The sequence below is a fragment of the Streptomyces sp. NPDC003393 genome (genome assembly GCF_053589015.1).
Genome location: NZ_JBSFRB010000020.1, coordinates 97,536 through 114,096, shown reverse-complemented (window position 1 = coordinate 114,096; position 16,561 = coordinate 97,536). Strand labels below are relative to the sequence as shown.

Annotated in this window: 11 protein-coding genes and 5 tRNA genes; 7 read left to right on the top strand and 9 right to left on the bottom strand. The window is 71.2% G+C overall.

The annotated features are described in order from the left end of the window. Nucleotides 1-45: 45 nt before the first annotated feature. The 3 genes from ACWDUZ_RS20825 to ACWDUZ_RS20815 form a co-directional block, all read right to left on the bottom strand. Nucleotides 46-119, bottom strand: a tRNA-Met gene (locus ACWDUZ_RS20825). A gap of 121 nt (nucleotides 120-240) precedes the next feature. Beyond that, a complete protein-coding gene (locus ACWDUZ_RS20820; protein WP_451633251.1) occupies nucleotides 241-1,419 on the bottom strand; it encodes a dihydrofolate reductase family protein in 1,179 nt (392 codons plus the stop codon). A 95-nt stretch (nucleotides 1,420-1,514) separates the two neighbouring features. Beyond that, on the bottom strand, nucleotides 1,515-1,898 hold the full coding sequence (locus tag ACWDUZ_RS20815; protein ID WP_451633250.1) for an ArsR/SmtB family transcription factor: 384 nt from the start codon (nucleotides 1,896-1,898) through the stop codon (nucleotides 1,515-1,517). Between the two features lie 104 nt (nucleotides 1,899-2,002). On the opposite strand from ACWDUZ_RS20815, the gene arsM reads away from it, so the two are divergent. Continuing rightward, complete coding sequence (gene arsM / locus ACWDUZ_RS20810; protein WP_451633249.1) at nucleotides 2,003-2,896, top strand: arsenite methyltransferase; 894 nt, start codon at nucleotides 2,003-2,005, stop codon at nucleotides 2,894-2,896. Nucleotides 2,897-3,023: 127 nt separating this feature from the next. Here the strand turns inward: arsM and ACWDUZ_RS20805 are convergent. From ACWDUZ_RS20805 to ACWDUZ_RS20785, 5 genes are all read right to left on the bottom strand, one after another. Further along, nucleotides 3,024-3,096 (bottom strand) — tRNA-Lys (locus ACWDUZ_RS20805). 183 nt (nucleotides 3,097-3,279) lie between these two features. Continuing rightward, nucleotides 3,280-4,842, bottom strand: a complete 1,563-nt coding sequence (locus ACWDUZ_RS20800; protein WP_451633248.1) for an amino acid permease — start codon at nucleotides 4,840-4,842, stop codon at nucleotides 3,280-3,282. A gap of 139 nt (nucleotides 4,843-4,981) precedes the next feature. Next, a complete protein-coding gene (locus tag ACWDUZ_RS20795) occupies nucleotides 4,982-7,111 on the bottom strand; it encodes a DEAD/DEAH box helicase (RefSeq protein ID WP_451633247.1) in 2,130 nt (709 codons plus the stop codon). A gap of 209 nt (nucleotides 7,112-7,320) precedes the next feature. Beyond that, nucleotides 7,321-7,875, bottom strand: coding sequence for a hypothetical protein (locus ACWDUZ_RS20790; RefSeq protein ID WP_451633246.1), 555 nt, complete (start codon nucleotides 7,873-7,875; stop codon nucleotides 7,321-7,323). 177 nt (nucleotides 7,876-8,052) lie between these two features. After that, complete coding sequence (locus ACWDUZ_RS20785) at nucleotides 8,053-8,403, bottom strand: metallopeptidase family protein (protein ID WP_358865945.1); 351 nt, start codon at nucleotides 8,401-8,403, stop codon at nucleotides 8,053-8,055. A gap of 186 nt (nucleotides 8,404-8,589) precedes the next feature. On the opposite strand from ACWDUZ_RS20785, the gene ACWDUZ_RS20780 reads away from it, so the two are divergent. From ACWDUZ_RS20780 to ACWDUZ_RS20765, 4 genes are all read left to right on the top strand, one after another. Continuing rightward, on the top strand, nucleotides 8,590-10,194 hold the full coding sequence (locus tag ACWDUZ_RS20780; protein ID WP_451633245.1) for a metallophosphoesterase family protein: 1,605 nt from the start codon (nucleotides 8,590-8,592) through the stop codon (nucleotides 10,192-10,194). An 80-nt stretch (nucleotides 10,195-10,274) separates the two neighbouring features. Continuing rightward, a tRNA-Glu gene (locus ACWDUZ_RS20775) sits at nucleotides 10,275-10,347 on the top strand. A gap of 50 nt (nucleotides 10,348-10,397) precedes the next feature. After that, a tRNA-Asp gene (locus ACWDUZ_RS20770) sits at nucleotides 10,398-10,472 on the top strand. 24 nt (nucleotides 10,473-10,496) lie between these two features. After that, nucleotides 10,497-10,570: transfer RNA gene (locus ACWDUZ_RS20765), tRNA-Phe, on the top strand. Between the two features lie 251 nt (nucleotides 10,571-10,821). Here the strand turns inward: ACWDUZ_RS20765 and ACWDUZ_RS20760 are convergent. Beyond that, nucleotides 10,822-11,058, bottom strand: coding sequence for a hypothetical protein (locus ACWDUZ_RS20760; protein WP_451633244.1), 237 nt, complete (start codon nucleotides 11,056-11,058; stop codon nucleotides 10,822-10,824). 573 nt (nucleotides 11,059-11,631) lie between these two features. Here ACWDUZ_RS20760 and ACWDUZ_RS20755 point away from each other — a divergent pair. Continuing rightward, on the top strand, nucleotides 11,632-12,309 hold the full coding sequence (locus ACWDUZ_RS20755) for a histone deacetylase (RefSeq protein ID WP_451633243.1): 678 nt from the start codon (nucleotides 11,632-11,634) through the stop codon (nucleotides 12,307-12,309). Between the two features lie 197 nt (nucleotides 12,310-12,506). Next, a complete protein-coding gene (hrpA, locus tag ACWDUZ_RS20750; RefSeq protein ID WP_451633242.1) occupies nucleotides 12,507-16,502 on the top strand; it encodes an ATP-dependent RNA helicase HrpA in 3,996 nt (1,331 codons plus the stop codon). Nucleotides 16,503-16,561: the final 59 nt, after the last annotated feature.

The following is a 16,561-nucleotide window of genomic DNA, read 5'->3' as shown; positions in this document are numbered from 1 at the left end:
CTCAGGGCCGGAATCCACGTTCGGATTCCGGCCCTGAGCCTTCAGTAGCGGGGACAGGATTTGAACCTGCGACCTCTGGGTTATGAGCCCAGCGAGCTACCGAGCTGCTCCACCCCGCGTCGGCATGACACCAGTGTACGCCATCCGCGGGGCGGCCCGCGCACCCCTTTCTTCGACGCTCGGTCCGGCCTTTCTCCGACGCTCGGTCCGGCCCTCGCCGGCGCCCCTCCTCCGCCTCCGTCAGCGCCTCTCCTCCGCCCGGGCCAGGGCCTCGCCTTCCAGGTGCCGGTTGGGCTCCCGGGCCGGACCCTCGAACTCGGGCAGCACGACGACGTCCGCGCCCGCGCCCAGGAGCACCGCGGCCCCGTTGGCGGCCTCGACGAACGTGTCCGGTTCCCGCCAGGCCGTGACGACCCGCCGTACCCCCGCGTCCAGAATCAGCCGGGCGCACGGGCGCGGCCGGGAGGCACGTCGGGCGCACGGTTCCAGGCTGCTGTACACCGTGGCGGCCGGCAGCCGCGGATCGGCCGGATCGATCTTGGCCAGTGCCGCCTCCTCCGCGTGCACGACCGGGTCGCCGCCCTCCCGCGAGTGGCCCCGGGCGAGCTCGGTGCCGTCGGCGGCGACCACCACCGCGCCCACGCTGAAAGCGGTCCGCGAGGGCGGGCACTGGGCCGCCAGCTCGCAGGCGATCCTGAGCCAGTGCCGGTCCGCGGGGACGGCCTCGTCCCCGGTGCCGGGCGCGGTCGGCTCGTAACGCACGAGGACGACGTCGCCGATGGCCCGCGTCTCCACCCGTCGCAGCCGCCCGCCCTGATACGCGCCGGGACCGAACAACCGGGGCGCCCGGGGGTCGCCGACGAACAGCGGGGCCAGGACGAGCTGCACCTCGTCGGCGAGCTGCCGCTGGAGCAGCTGGGTGTGCACCGTCCCGCCGCCCTCGACCATCAGTCGGCGCACCCCGCGCACGTCGTGCAGATGCTCCAGCAGCAGCCGCCAGTCGAGCGCGTCCCCCAGAGCCACGATGTCGACGCCGTGGCCGGCCCGGGCGCCGACACCGGCCTCACGCAGCCGCTGGGCACCCTTGTCGGTCGTGTAGACGATCTTCTCCCCGCCCGTGTGCCAGAAGCGGGCCTCGGGGTCCAGCTCTCCGGAGGCGCTGACCGTGACCTTCAACGGGTACTCCGGCCGCCCGGCGGCGACTCGGGCGGCGCGCCGCTCGGGCGAGTTGACCAGCAGCCGCGGGTTGTCGGCCCGCAGAGTGCCGGCTCCGACCAGGATCGCGTCGACCGACGCCCGTACCTCGTCGACCCGGTCGAAGTCGGCGGGGCTGGACAGCAGAAGGCGATCGGGGCCGGTGTCGTCCAGGTAGCCGTCCAGGGAGACGGCGGCGGACAACAGCACGTACGGAAGGGGCATCGGCGCACTCTCTCTCGGGGGACCGGCAGTCTCACACGACCGACTCGGGCGGTCTTCGCGTCCCTCGGCCGCGACACGGCGGCCGAGGGACGCGGTCACGCCGTCGTCCGGGCGGCTTTCGGCGTCGTCAGGAACCCGGCGAGCTCGTCCAGGGCCCCGGGCAGCGCCCAGTAGTACACCCAGGTACCACGGCGCTCGCAGTCGATCAGGCCGGCCTGGCGCAGAAGCTTGAGGTGGTGGGAGATCGTCGGCTGGGACAGGTCGAAGGCCGGCGTCATCTCGCACACGCACACCTCACCGCCCTCCCGCGAGGCGATCATCGACAGCAGGCGCAGCCGCACCGGATCGCCCAGCGCCTTGAAGACCTTGGCCAGCTCCGCGGCGCGTTCGTCGTCCAGTGGCGCGGCGGCCAGGCCCGGGCAGCAGGCGCCGGCACCGGCGCCGCCCCGGCCGTTCACCTCGAGCTCTTGTTTCGGCATGCCCCTATATTGACGTTTCTCGATCCAGGGCGCAAGGTTGCATCAACGAACTTCAATACAGGCCGCCCGGGCACCGCCATGCCCCGTCATCCAGGAGTGAAGAGATGAGCGAGCAGTCCACCGATCTGCGCGAAACCGTCCGTCGGCGCTACGCCGCCGCAGCCGTGCAGGTCATCGAGGGCGGCGCCGCCTGCTGCGGCCCCGAGCCCGTCGAGGTCGACGAGAACTTCGGCTCCGCTCTCTACGCCGTCGGCGAACGCGACGCCCTCCCCGCCGAAGCGGTCGCCGCCTCCCTCGGCTGCGGCAACCCCACCGCCGTGGCGGAACTCCGCGAGGGCGAACGCGTCCTGGACCTCGGCTCCGGCGGCGGCATCGACGTCCTGCTCTCCGCCCGCCGCGTCGGCCCGACCGGCAAGGCGTACGGGCTGGACATGACCGAGGAGATGCTCGCCCTGGCCCTGGCGAACGCCGAGAAGGCGGGCGCCGCCAACGTGGAGTTCCTCAAGGGCACGATCGAGGCCATCCCACTGCCTGCGAACACCGTCGACGTGGTCATCTCCAACTGCGTGATCAACCTGTCCGTCGACAAGCCCGCCGTCTTCGCCGAGACCTTCCGCGTCCTCAGGCCCGGAGGCCGCATCGGCGTCTCGGACGTCGTCGCCGACGACTCGCTCACACCCGAACAGCGCGCGGAGCGCGGTGACTACGTCGGCTGCATCGCCGGCGCGCTGTCCTTCGCCGAATACCGCGCCGGCCTCGAAGCCGCCGGCTTCACCGGCATCGACATCACCCCGACGCACGGCGTGGCGGACGGCATGCACTCGGCGATCGTCCGGGCCACCAAGCCCGCGGCCTCCTACCGGGCCACCGGGGCCCGGAGTTCGCAGGACGCGTGCTGTGGCGTCAGCGCCTGCTGCACGCCGGCTGAGACCTCGGCCGACCCCACCCTGACCGTCAGGGACGCCAAGAAGGCGTCGGGCTGCGGCTGCCAGAGCTGAGCCCACGCGGCACGTCCGCGCGCGCATCGCTCGCGCGAGCACCCGACAACGCGGCAGCGCCCGAGCCGGTCGAGCCGGCTCGGGCGCTGCACCGCAGGTCAGGAGCGTATCCCCCGCCCGCCATCCGTAGGCCCTGTGGGACTCGAACCCACAACCAATGGATTAAAAGTCCACTGCTCTGCCAATTGAGCTAAGGGCCCAGGCGATGTTGCCTCCCCGAGCATAGCCCGAGGACGCCGAGTCTCCGATCGGGTATCCGGGGGAGCCGGGCCGTAAGTGCGGCGTTCGGGCGGTGGGCGGGGGCGTGCGGGGGTCTGGGGGGCGGCGATCCGGGCCCCGAGGCCCGGGGCCGGGAGTTGGGGTCGGAGGTCGGGGCCGGGGGGTCAGGGGTCGACGGGTTCCGGGGTGTCGGCGTGGGCCGTCTCTCGGGCCCGGGCGCGGGCTCGGCTGTGTTCCGGGTCGAGGAACCAGTGGCGGGCCGAGGCGAGCCACCAGGTGGCGGCGAAGCCGAGGACCACCAGGACGGCGACCGGGGCGTAGTTGAAGGTCTCCCAGGTGACCGGGGAGACCTGGGGGAGCATGAAGAGCAGCGTGATCGCGCCGACCCAGGTCACCGACACGATCCCGATCGCCTGCGACCAGCGGCCCAGGTGCCAGGGCCCGCGCTCGAAGGCGTCGCCCTTGCGCACGCGCAGCAGGGTCGGGATGACATAGGCGATGTAGAGGCCGATCACGGCGATGGAGGTCACGGCGGCGTAGGCGGTCACGTTGATCAGGTAGGGCAGGCCCAGGACCAGCGCTCCCAGGGCGGCGAGCCAGACCGCCGCCACCGGCGTGCGGGTGCGCGGGCTCACCGTGTGCCACACGTGGGAGAAGGGCAGCGCGCCGTCGCGGGAAAAGGCGTAGATCATACGGCTGTTGGCGGTCACGGAGGCCATGCCGCAGAACAACTGCGCTCCCACGACCACGAGGAGCAGCAGCTTGCCGGCCGTCGCGCCGAGGGCGTCCAGGAGGATCTGGGCGGGCGGGGCACCGGTCGGGGAGGCGAGTTCACGGCCGTAGTCCTGGATGGCGTAGGTGAAACCGAGCAGGAGGACGAAGCCGGCGATCCACGACGTCCAGATGGAGCGGACGATGCCCTTGGGGCCGGCCGTGGAGGCGTCCTGGGTCTCCTCGGTCATGTGGGCGGAGGCGTCGTAGCCGGTGAAGGTGTACTGAGCCATGAGCAGGCCGAGCAGGACGACGTACGCCCCGCTGCCCCAGCCGGTGTTGTTCACGAACTCGGTGAAGACGAACGACGTCGGCTGGTGGTGGTCCGGCACGAAGGCCAGCGCGGCGACGATCACGGCCACGCCCAGGACGTGCCACCACACGCTGACGCTGTTGAGGAAGGCCACGATGCGCACGCCGAAGGTGTTCAGCAGGCCGTGCAGCACCAGGATCGCCGCGAAGAGCAGGATCGTCCGGCCCGGGGTCACCTCGAAGCCGAACTGGAGGTTCAGATAGGCGCCGAGGAAGGAGGCGGCGCCGAAGTCGATGCCCGCCGTCACCGCCACCTGGCCGAGCACGTTGAACCAGCCCGTGAACCAGGCCCAGGCGGCGGCCGAACGCGGTGGCGCCAGCCGGTGGGCCCAGAAGTACAGACCCGCGGAGGTCGGGTACGCCGAACAGATCTCGGCCATCGACAGGCCGACGAACAGCGTCATCAGACCGACCGCCAGCCAGCCCCAGGTGATCACGGCGGGGCCGCCGGTGTTCATGCCGAAGAGGTAGAGGGTCAGGCAGCCCGACAGGACCGAGATGATCGTGAACGAGACCGCGTAGTTGGCGAACGCCGACATGCGGCGGGCCAGGACCTGGGTGTAACCGAGCTGGGCCAGCCGCTCCTCGTCCGACAGCCCGCCCTTCCCGCTCGCTCCGTGCGCCGCACCGGTGTCATCTGTCATGCCCCCAGCAATTCCCGTGCCAGAGGTGTGACATGCGCCACTGCCGACGAAAGGGCGACGAAAAGGGCCCGCCCGACGTCGGTCGTGCGGGCCCTCGTGTTCAGCGCGTCAGCCCTCGGGGCTGTCGGCCGTCGCGTTCTCAGCCGTTGCGCTTCCAGCGCGGCTTGTCCTCGCGGCGGCCGAAGGAACCGCCGCCGCGGTGGTCGTCACGGCGGCCGTACGGACGCTCGTGGCCGCCCGAGCGGAAGCCGGGACGGTCGCCCTGGCGGTCGCGGTTGAACGGGCGGTCGCTGCCACGGTGACCGCCACGCTCGTCACGGCGGGCCGGACGGTCGTCCCGGCGGAAACCGCCGCGCTCGTCCCGACGGTCGAAGGAACGGGGGGCGCGGTCGCGGTCGCGGTCACGGTCCCGGCTGAAACCGCCCCGGTCGTCACGGCGCTCGAAGGAACGGCCACCACGGTCACGGTCCCGGTCCCGGTCGTCCCGGCGGAAACCGCGGTCGCGGTCGTAGGAACGGCCGCCACGGTCACCGCGGTCTCCACGGTCGTCACGGCGGAAGCCACGGTCACCGCGGTCGAAACCGCGGTCGCGGTCCCGGTCACGGTCCCGGCTGAAACCGCCCCGGTCGTCACGGCGCTCGAACGAACGGCCACCACGGTCACGGTCGAAGGAGCGCTCACGCTCGAACGACCGCCCACCGCGCTCGTCCCGCCGCTCACGACGCTCGTACGACGACGAAGCCGACGTGCGCTCCGAGCGGTCGACGTCCTGCGCCGCCGGCTGCTCGGGCACCGACACCTCGGCGGCCCGCTCGGCCGCCTCCCGCGCCTCGGCCACCACGGCGGCGGGGTCCTCGCCCCGCTCGCGGGCGACCAGGGCCATCAGCCGGTCGGTCTCCCCGCGCAGCTCGGCCGCGCGCCGCTGCGCGCGCTCCAGCTGCTTGGTGAGGTGCGCCACCTCCCGCTCGGCCTGCTGGGCCGCGTTGCCCGCGGACTCCGCCTGCACCTCGGTCATCGACCGGGCGCCGGTGATCTCGGCGACCTCCGGGTCGAAGGCCGCACCGCCCTGGATGATGTGGCGCGAGGCGTCGACGCCGGCGTCCTCCATCAGACGGAAGATCTGGCGCCGCTGGTGCGGCAGAGACAGGGAGACGACCGTGCCGGTACGGCCCGCGCGGGCCGTACGGCCGGCGCGGTGCAGGTAGTCCTTGTGGTCGCCCGCCGGGTCGACGTTCAGCACCAGGTCGATCCCGTCGACGTGGATGCCGCGCGCGGCGACGTCCGTGGCGACCAGGACGTTGACGTAGCCGTCCTTGAAGTCGGCCAGGGTGCGGGTGCGGGCGCCCTGGGTCATGCCGCCGTGCAGCGCGTCGGCCTTCACCCCGGCGTCGCGCAGCTGCTCGGCCACCCGGTCGGCGCCGAGCTGGGTGCGCACGAAGATGATCGTGCGTCCCTTGCGGGAGGCGATGGCCGCGGTGACCGGCGCCTTGTCCTTGGGCTTCACGATCAGGATGTGGTGCGACATGGTCGTCACCGCACCCTGGGCAGCGTCGACCTCGTGGCTGACCGGGTCGGTCAGGTAGCGGTCGACAAGGGTCTTGATCTCGTTCTCCATGGTCGCGGAGAACAGCATCCGCTGACCGCCCGCCGGGACCTGGTCGAGCAGCTCGGTCACCTCGGGCATGAAGCCCAGGTCGGACATCTGGTCGGCCTCGTCGAGGACGGCGATCTGCACGTCCTCCAGCGAGCAGGCGCCGCGGTTGATGATGTCGCGCAGCCGGCCAGGGGTGGCGACGAGAATGTCGACGCCGCGCTCCAGGGCGTAGATCTGGTTGCCCATGGAGGTGCCGCCGCAGACGACCTTCATCTTCAGGCCGAGCACGTCACCGTAGGGCTGGAGGGCGTCCGCCACCTGCATGGCCAGCTCACGGGTCGGGGTGAGGATGACGGCGCGCGGCTTGTGCTTCTGGGTGCGGCCGCCGGCCAGCGTGGCCAGGGTCGGCAGACCGAAGGAGAGCGTCTTGCCGGAGCCGGTGCGACCGCGGCCCAGGATGTCCTTCCCGGCCAGGGCGTCCGGGATGGTCGCGGCCTGGATCGGGAAGGGGGTGGTCACGCCGTTCTGTGCGAGCTTGCGGACGACGCCCTCGGGCAGGCCCAGGTCCGCGAAGGTGACCTCGGGAGCCTGGTCCTCGCGAGTGGCCTCCTGGCTCTCGAGGGCGTCCTCGGTGCTCTCGGGCACGACGACGTGATCAGTACTGGCAATGGACATGCGAATGCGAAACCTTCCGGAGTCTCGTCGGCACGCGCCCGTCAACTCCGTGTTTCGCATCACGACCGCCTCGATGCGGTCCGCCACGGCAAGGGAGAGTACGCGCCACACGGCGCGCTCTGCATGGGCGCCGGGCAAATGGGATCAAACGATCTGCCACCATACGCACCCACCACCCCCCAAGGCAAACCGGGGGCCGTCCTCGCAGGTCAGTGGCGCCGTCGGCCTGGTCGGCGGCCGTAGTCGCCGACCGGCTGGGGCGCCGGCTCGCGCTCTTCCAGCTGGGTTCCGGTGCCCTCGTGCGCCGAGGACGACGGCTCGGCCACCGTCGGTTCCGGCGAAACCGGCGGCGGCGGCGAGGAGGCCGGGGGCGGCTCCGGCGTGGCGGACGTCTGCGGCAACTCGGGCACCGGTTCGGTCGGGGTCGGGGCGCCCGGCTTCGGCGGCACCGCGCGCTTGCCGGGAGGTGTCGCGGACGCGCTGCCCGTGGCAGACGGCGAGGCCGAGGCGGACGGCGACCCGTCCTTCTTCCCCTTCTCCCGCCCCCCGTGTCCGTGCCCGGCGCCGCCCGCGCCGTCGGCGCGGGCCGCCGCACCGCCGGACACGTCGTTCTCCCCGGCCGGTGCCGCACCGCCACGCCGGCCCGCTGAGTGCGACGGCCCGGCCCCGCCGCCGGACTCCTCCCCGACGCTCACGCAGCCGGCGGCGGCGGTGACGGCGAGAGCCGCGGCGGCGAGTCGGACGGAAACAGGCAAGGGGCGCACGGGAAGCCACCTCCGGAGGGAAGAAGTCTCCGTGCCCAACTCCCGGGGCCCGCAAGAGGACACGCGGACCCGGCTGCCGACCGGGGGACAGGGCCGCCCACCCCCGGTGTCTCGGCGCGGCCGGTCTCGGGGAAGCCCACCGCCGCCCGGGATCTTGCCGCGGCCGGCGCCAGTGCCTCAGCCGTACCCCAGGGCGTGCAGCCGGGCGTCGTCGATGCCGAAGTGATGGGCGATCTCGTGCACCACGGTCACCTCGGTCTCCTCGACGACGTCCTCGCGGGACTCGCACATCCGCAGTGTCGGTCCCCGGAAGATCGTGATGCGATCGGGCAGTACGCCCGCGTACCACTCACCACGCTCGGTCAGCGGCGTGCCCTCGTACAGCCCGAGCAACTGGGGGTCGTCGGCGGGCGGTTCGTCCTCGACGAACACCGCGACGTTGTCCATCAGCCGTGTCAGTTCCGGCGGGATCCGGTCGAGGGCCTCGGCGACCAGTTCCTCGAACTCCTCGCGCGTCATCTCCAGCACAGGCCCATTGTCCGGCACGCGACCGGACCCGGCCCCACCCGCGCACCGACACAGGCCCCACGCGTCCCGTCCCCGCACACCGACCCATGTCCCACGCGTCCCGTCCCCGCAATCCGGCACATGCCCCACGTACCTCATCCCCGCGCACCGCGCATATCCGGCGCCGCCCATGGGCATACGCGACCAATGGCCCGCGTCTCCGTCGCAGCCCTGAAGCGGCTGCACCGCACGCACGGCCCACGGAGGGCGGCGCGTGCCCTCGCCCTGACCCCCAAGGCCCTGGTCTCGAAGGTTCTGGCCCCCAAGGCCCGTGCCCCCGCGACCCTGACCCCCGAGCCGCACCCCTGGCTCCGCGCCCTGGGTCTGGTCACCGTGGTGCTCGCCGGGGCCTGGCTCGGGCTGCTGGTCGTCGGCAACGTACGGGCGCCGGTCGGTCCCATGGACACGACGATGGCCCTGCGCCCCTCGCTGAGCGGCGGCACCAAGATCAACGTCTCCCCGCTCGGCGCCCTGGAACTGGACAGCCATGTGGCCCCGATGCGCCTGGACGTCGACGTCGACCAGCTCGACCCGGAACGCTCCCAGGCACTGGTCGACCATCCCGAGCGGATCTCCGGCCTCCAGGACGAGGTCGTGCACGACGTCGAGCACGGCACCCTCGACCTGGCCGTGCGGTCCTGCGTGGCCGTGGTCTCCGGCGCGACCGCCCTCGGCCTCGCGGTCTACCGCCGCCCGCGCCGCGCCCTGGCGGCCGGCGGCCTGGCGCTGGCCCTCCTCGCGGCGTCCGGGGCGACGGCGTACGCCACCTGGAACCCCAAGTCCGTGCTGGAGCCCAAGTTCTCGGGGCTGCTGTCCTCCGCACCCTCCCTCGTCGGCAACGCACGCAGCATCGTCACGGAGTTCGACGTCTACCAGAAGGAACTGGCGCGCCTGGTGACGAACGTGACCAAGCTCTACGACGTCACCTCCACGCTCCCCGCCTACCAGCCGGACCCGACGACGATCCGCGTCCTGCACGTGTCCGACATCCACCTCAACCCGGCGAGCTGGAAGATCATCGCCTCGCTGGTGGAGCAGTACAAGGTGGACGTGATCGTCGACTCCGGTGACACGATGGACCACGGCACGGCCGCGGAGAACGGCTTCCTCGACCCGGTGAAGAACCTGGGCGTGCCGTACGTCTGGGTGCGCGGCAACCACGACTCGACGACCACCCAGCGCTACCTGGAGCGCATGAAGAACGTGCACGTCCTGGACGAAGGCCGCGCCGAGACGGTCGCGGGCCTGCGCTTCGCCGGTACCGGCGACCCCCAGTTCACCCCCGACCGCACCACCGCGCCGGGCGGCGACGCAGCGGAGCAGATGGCGGGCGTCCGGCTGGCGTCGGCCCTGCGCGAGCAGCAGGCCAGGGGCACTCCGGTCGACATCGCCGTCGCCCATGAGCCGTCAGCGGCCCGCGAGACGGACGGCACGGTGCCGCTGGTCCTGTGCGGCCATCTGCACCACGAGGACACGGAGGTCATGAAGTACGGCACCCGGCTGCGCATGGAGGGTTCGACGGGCGGCAGCGGCCTGCGGGCGGTGGAGCACGAATATCCGGCCCCGATCGAGGCGTCGATCCTCTACTTCGACAGCGACAGCCGCCGTCTCCAGGCCTGGGACGCGATCAAGCTGGGCGGCCTGGGACAGACGACAGCCGAGGTGAGCCGCCATCTGCCCGAGGAGAACCGTCCCGGCGCCACTCCGACCCCGAGCCCGCCGTCCACCACGCCCTTGCCCGCCGGGCCGTAAACAGTTTTGGCGATACCCCTCGCCATCCCATATGCTTCTCACGTCCCCGACGCGCTGCGAAGCGCCCAGGCGGGCCGATAGCCCTCATCGTCTAGCGGCCTAGGACGCCGCCCTTTCAAGGCGGTAGCACGGGTTCGAATCCCGTTGGGGGCACGCAGTACCGTGTGCGACACTTACGTTCGATGGTTCGCACACAACCACATGGTCCTGTGGAGCAGTTTGGAGTGCTCGCCACCCTGTCAAGGTGGAGGCCGCGGGTTCAAATCCCGTCAGGACCGCTGAGGTTTCACGTGAAACCTCGTGGCTGGGTAGCTCAGTTGGTACGAGCGTCCGCCTGAAAAGCGGAAGGTCGCCGGTTCGACCCCGGCCCCAGCCACAACCGCCCTGACCAGGGCATGAGCCCCTCTCCGTCACCATCGGAGAGGGGCTTTTTCGTGTCACCCACGCCAACCGGTACGCCAACGGCTCGCAGGAGAGGGTGTCACCCAGCTTCCGGAGCGCCTTCCGCTGCCGGACGAGTCGGAGCCGGCTTGAGACGATCACAGATGACACGGTCCCCGCGACTCTCCCGGCTACGCTCACGCGGGAGCGCCCCGCAGCGCGTGGCTGCGGGGCGCATAGTGGGGTTTAGTCGACCGGCTGCCCGTCGCCCGTGCCGCCCCTGCAGGTCCCGGGAGCGCCCGGTGTCGGCTTCGACCAATCGACCGTTCCGCCGCCCGTCTCGCACTCACCCGGGGTGAGGGCGGCGCCGCCACCCTGACTCGGGGTGAGGCTGGCGGCGGTGGCGGTGGCGGCGCCTGTGAGGCCGAGCCCGGCGAGGGCTGCCGTGGCGACGCCGGCGGCAAGGATGCGTCGAATGCGCATTCGGTTCCCCTTTCACGGGTTGCCTTGATTGGGGCACTCATCAGCTTGATGTTCATCCATGTGGGTGGCACGTCACCTTGGGCCGTTCGGGTGACATAGCTGTCGGGCGCGAGGTCGGTGACGCGACCCGTCAGACAGGCCCCAGTGGGCGGTGGCGCGCGTGGCCACCTCGCGATCCCCGTTCCTGGGACGGGCATACGAACGCCCCCTGTCTCGGCCCGCGAGAAGGGGGCACTCCGGTTGTAGCCACCGCTCAGCCCGTGCAGCCGGAAGATCGCGCTACGCGTCATTCCCTGGCCCAACGGGCCGACCGACTGAGGCAGTCGTAGGACAACCCGTACGCCGACAGCGACACCCAGCGACATCCCTCGGTGGGGCGGCACAGACCCTATGATCAGGCGCAGCATTGCCCGGGCACGGCCTGAATCGCGGAAGGTCGCCGGTTCGACCCGGCCCCAGCCACAACCGCCCTGACCAGGGCATAAGCCCCTCTCCGGCAGTGACGGAGAGAGCTTGTTCGTGTCGCCCGAGCGGTTGTCGCGACCTCGCCGCCGGATCGAGGAGCCAGCAGGTGTGAAGGCCCTGAGCAGCATCGATCGGACGTTGCCGACCGACCCCCGTCCGGAGCTGGTCTGGTACACGTCCTACGGCTCGAACATGCACCTGGACCGGCTCGCCTTCTACATTCGGGGCGGCAGACCGCCTGGAGGTGCACGGACGTATCCGGGATGCCGCGACCCCCGCATGCCCTCCCGGTCGATCCCCGTGGAACTGACCGGCGCCCTGTACTTCGCCACCGAGTCACAGGTGTGGGGAGGCGGCAGGGCCTTCTACGACCCGCGGGCCGACGGTCGGGTCATGGCGCGGGCCCACCTGCTGTCGACCGAGCAGTTCTGCGACATCGCGGCTCAGGAGATGTACCGCGAGCCCGGGGCGAGTCTCGACCTGGGCGAGGTGCTCGCCCACGGCCGGGCCGTGCTGGGCCCGGGCCGCTACGAGACCCTGGTCTGCGCCGGCCAGACGGACGGCCTGCCCGTCCTCACCTTCACCGCGCCCTGGGGCGTGAACGACGTGCGCTCGAACCCCCCGTCGGCCGCCTACGTCCGTTTCCTGACCCGGGGCCTGCTGGCGGCGGGCGCCTGGGAGGTGGAGGCGATCGCCTCCTATGTCGCCGCCTGCCCCGGCGCCCTGGGCCACTGGTCCGAGGAGGCCGTCATGTCCCTGCTGCGTATGGATCCGCACGCTCTTTGAAGCGCCGTCCCTGAAGCACGACCTCCGAAGCACGACCTCCACCGCACGGCCTCCACCGCACGGCCTGTGCGACACGGCCTGTGAGGGGCGCCGCCCGGACGGACGGAGCCGTCCGGCACGGTCCGTGTACGGCCCATCGGACGCCGCGGTCAAATCATTCGCGCGCGATTTCCCCGGGGTGAGATCCTGGACCGCGTATGTCTACGCATCCCGCCCCCGCCCTGGGCGCCCTCGCCTCCCGCCTGACCGAGCTGTCGCTGCGCGACGCGCACCGGCTCGGGCGCAGGCTCGAGGGCGCGCGCAAGATCCGCAAGCCGGAGGCCCGTGCCGCCGTTCTCACCGAGATCGAGGCGGAGATCGAGAAGACCGAGGCGCGCATGGCCGCCCGGCGCTCCCGCGTGCCCGCCGTCAGCTACCCCGAGCAACTGCCGGTCAGCCAGAAGAAGGACACGATCGCCGACGCCATCCGCGATCACCAGGTCGTCATCGTCGCCGGTGAGACCGGTTCCGGGAAGACCACGCAGATCCCGAAGATCTGCCTGGAGCTGGGCCGGGGCGTGCGGGGCATGATCGGGCACACCCAGCCCCGCCGGATCGCGGCCCGGACCGTCGCCGAGCGCGTGGCCGAGGAGCTGGACACGCCGCTGGGCGAGGCCGTCGGCTGGAAGGTGCGCTTCACCGACCAGGTCGATCCGGACGCCACCTTCATCAAGCTGATGACGGACGGAATCCTGCTCGCCGAGATCCAGACCGACCGCGAGCTGCGCGCCTACGACACCATCATCATCGACGAGGCGCACGAGCGGTCGCTCAACATCGACTTCCTGCTCGGCTACCTGGCCCAGCTGCTGCCCAGGCGGCCCGACCTCAAGGTCGTCATCACCTCGGCCACCATCGACCCCGAGCGCTTCTCCCGCCACTTCGGCGACGCGCCGATCATCGAGGTGAGCGGTCGGACCTACCCGGTGGAGGTGCGCTACCGGCCGCTGCTGGAAGAGGACTCCGACAACGCCGACCGGGATCAGATCACGGCGATCACGGACGCCGTCGAGGAGCTCATGGCCGAGGGTCAGGGCGACATCCTCGTCTTCCTCTCCGGCGAGCGCGAGATCCGCGACACCGCCGACGCGCTCACCAAGAAGCAGTACCGGTTCACCGAGGTGCTGCCGCTGTACGCCCGGCTCTCCCACGCCGAACAGCACCGGGTCTTCCAGCCGCACTCCGGCCGGAGGATCGTGCTGGCGACGAACGTCGCCGAGACGTCCCTGACCGTGCCGGGCATCAAGTACGTCATCGACCCGGGCTTCGCCCGGATCTCCCGTTACAGCCACCGCACGAAGGTGCAGCGACTGCCCATCGAGGCGATCTCGCAGGCCAGCGCCAACCAGCGCAAGGGACGCTGCGGCCGTACCTCCGACGGCATCTGCGTCCGGCTCTACAGCGAGGACGACTTCCTCGCCCGGCCGGAGTTCACCGACGCCGAGATCCTGCGCACCAACCTGGCATCCGTCATCCTGCAGATGACCGCGGCCGGCCTCGGGGACATCGAGAAGTTCCCGTTCATCGACCCGCCGGACCACCGCAACATCCGCGACGGCGTGCAACTGCTCCAGGAGCTGGGCGCGCTCGACCCGGCGCAGAAGGACCCGCGCAAGCGGCTCACCGAGACCGGCCGCAAGCTCGCCCAGCTGCCCGTCGACCCGCGGCTGGCCCGGATGGTGCTGGAGGCCGACAAGAACGGCTGCGTGCGCGAGGTCATGGTGATCGCCGCCGCGCTGTCCATCCAGGACCCGCGCGAGCGCCCCGCCGACAAGCAGACCCAGGCCGACCAGCAGCACGCCCGGTTCCGCGACGAGACCAGCGACTTCCTCGCCTTCCTCAACCTGTGGCGCTACATCCGGGAGCAGCAGAAGGAGCGGGGGTCCAGTTCCTTCCGGCGCATGTGCAAGCAGGAGTTCCTCAACTTCCTGCGCATCCGCGAGTGGCAGGACATCTACACCCAGCTGCGCACGGTCGCCAAGCAGATGGGCATCCATCTCAACGACCAGGACGCCCCGAGCGACCGCGTCCACGTCTCGCTGCTCGCCGGCCTGCTGTCGCACATCGGCATGAAGGACGTGAAGGAGTTCAAGGACTCGGGTCCGGGCGGGCGCCGGGACGGCGGCCGCGGCGAGTACCTGGGCGCCCGCAACGCCAAGTTCGCGATCTTCCCCGGCTCCGCGCTGTTCAAGAAACCGCCGCGGTTCGTGATGTCCGCGGAGCTGGTGGAGACGTCGCGGCTGTGGGCGCGGGTGAACGCGAAGATCGAACCCGAGTGGGTCGAGCCGCTGGCCGGCCATCTGCTGAAGCGGACGTACAGCGAACCGCACTGGGAGAAGGACCAGGCGGCGGTGATGGCGTACGAGAAGGTCACGCTGTACGGCGTGCCGATCGTCGCGCAGCGCAAGGTGAACTACGGCCGGGTCGATCCCGAGGTCAGCCGGGAGCTTTTCATCCGCAACGCGCTGGTCGAGGGCGACTGGCGCACGCACCACAAGTTCTTCGCCGACAACCGCCGACTGCTGAGCGAGGTCGAGGAACTGGAGCACCGGGCCCGGCGCCGGGACATCGTCGTCGACGACGAGACGCTGTTCGACTTCTACGACCAGCGGGTGCCCGAACACGTGGTCTCCGGTGCGCACTTCGACTCCTGGTGGAAGCACAAGCGGCACGAGCAGCCCGACTTCCTGGACTTCGAGCGGGAGATGCTCATCCGGGAGTCGGCGGAAGCGGTCACCAAGGCCGACTATCCGGACTCCTGGCGACAGCGGAACCTGAAATTCCGGGTGACGTACCAGTTCGAGCCGGGTGCGGACGCCGACGGTGTGACCGTCCACATCCCGCTCCAGGTGCTGAACCAGGTCACCGACGAGGGCTTCGACTGGCAGATCCCGGGCCTGCGCGAGGAGGTCGTCACCGAGCTGATCCGCTCGCTGCCCAAGCCGATCCGCCGCAACTACGTGCCGGCGCCGAACTACGCCAAGCGGTTCCTGGACACCGCCGTCCCCCTCCAGGAGCCCCTCACCACCACCATGGCGCGCGAGCTGAAGCGCATGGTCGGCGTGCCGTTCGAGGCCGAGGACTTCGACTGGTCCAAGGTCCCCGACCACCTGAAGATCACCTTCCGGGTCGTCGACGAGCGGCGGCGCAAGCTGGCCGAGGACAAGAACCTCGAGGCCCTGAAACTCAGGCTGAGGCCGAGGGCGCGCAAGGCCCTCTCCCAGGCCGCGGCGGCGACCGCGGAGCGCACCGGCGGCGAGTCGCTGGAGCGCACGGGGCTGACGGACTGGACGATCGGCTCGCTCACCCGGGTCTTCGAGACCCGCCGGGCCGGCCAGCCGGTGAAGGCCTACCCGGCGCTCGTCGACGACGGCCCGGAGGCGGACACGGTCTCGGTACGGCTCTTCGACACCGAGGCGGAGCAGGCCGAGGCGATGTGGAAGGGCACGCGGCGGCTGATCCTGCGCAACATTCCGGTCAACCCCGCGAAGTTCGCCTCCGAGAAGCTGACCAACCAGCAGAAGCTGGGCCTGTCGGCGAACCCGCACGGTTCGATCCAGGCCCTGTTCGACGACTGCGCCATGGCGGCGGCGGACCGGCTGATCGCGGAGTTCGGGGGGCCGGCCTGGGACGAGGAGTCCTATCGGAAGCTCTACGACAGGGTGCGGGCCGAGATCGTGGACCTGACCGTGCGGACCGTCGGCCAGGTGCAGCAGGTGCTGGCCGCCTGGCAGGCCTGCGAACGCCGGCTGAAGGCCGTGCACAGTCCCGCGCTGCTGCCGAACCTGGCGGACGTACGCCGGCAGCTGGACGACCTGGTGAAGCCCGGCTTCGTCACGGAGGCGGGGATACGGCGGCTGCCCGACCTGATGCGCTACCTGGTGGCCGCGGACCGGCGGCTGCAGCAGATGCCGACGACCGTCCAGCGGGACACCACGCGGATGGAGAAGGTCCGGGAGATGCGCGACGAGTACGCGTGGCTGCTGGAGCAGATGCCGCAGGGGCGCCCGGTGCCGCAGCAGGTGCGGGAGATCCGCTGGATGATCGAGGAGCTGCGGGTCAGCTACTTCGCCCATGCGCTGGGCACGGCGTACCCGGTCTCGGACAAGCGGATCGTGAAGGCGATCGACGCGGCGGTCCCGTCCCGGTCGTGAGGTGACGGCGCCTGCACGCTGCGTGAGTTCGACCAGGCGCCCCACCTCCTGTACAGTCT

Coding starts and splice junctions, on each gene's coding strand:
- ACWDUZ_RS20815 (WP_451633250.1), bottom strand. CDS start 1,898: ATGCCGAAACAAGAGCTCGAGGTGAACGGCCGGGGCGGCGCCGGTGCC.
- ACWDUZ_RS20795 (WP_451633247.1), bottom strand. CDS start 7,111: ATGTCCATTGCCAGTACTGATCACGTCGTCGTGCCCGAGAGCACCGAG.
- ACWDUZ_RS20820 (WP_451633251.1), bottom strand. CDS start 1,419: ATGCCCCTTCCGTACGTGCTGTTGTCCGCCGCCGTCTCCCTGGACGGC.
- ACWDUZ_RS20760 (WP_451633244.1), bottom strand. CDS start 11,058: ATGCGCATTCGACGCATCCTTGCCGCCGGCGTCGCCACGGCAGCCCTC.
- arsM (WP_451633249.1), top strand. CDS start 2,003: ATGAGCGAGCAGTCCACCGATCTGCGCGAAACCGTCCGTCGGCGCTAC.
- hrpA (WP_451633242.1), top strand. CDS start 12,507: ATGTCTACGCATCCCGCCCCCGCCCTGGGCGCCCTCGCCTCCCGCCTG.
- ACWDUZ_RS20800 (WP_451633248.1), bottom strand. CDS start 4,842: ATGACAGATGACACCGGTGCGGCGCACGGAGCGAGCGGGAAGGGCGGG.
- ACWDUZ_RS20780 (WP_451633245.1), top strand. CDS start 8,590: ATGGCCCGCGTCTCCGTCGCAGCCCTGAAGCGGCTGCACCGCACGCAC.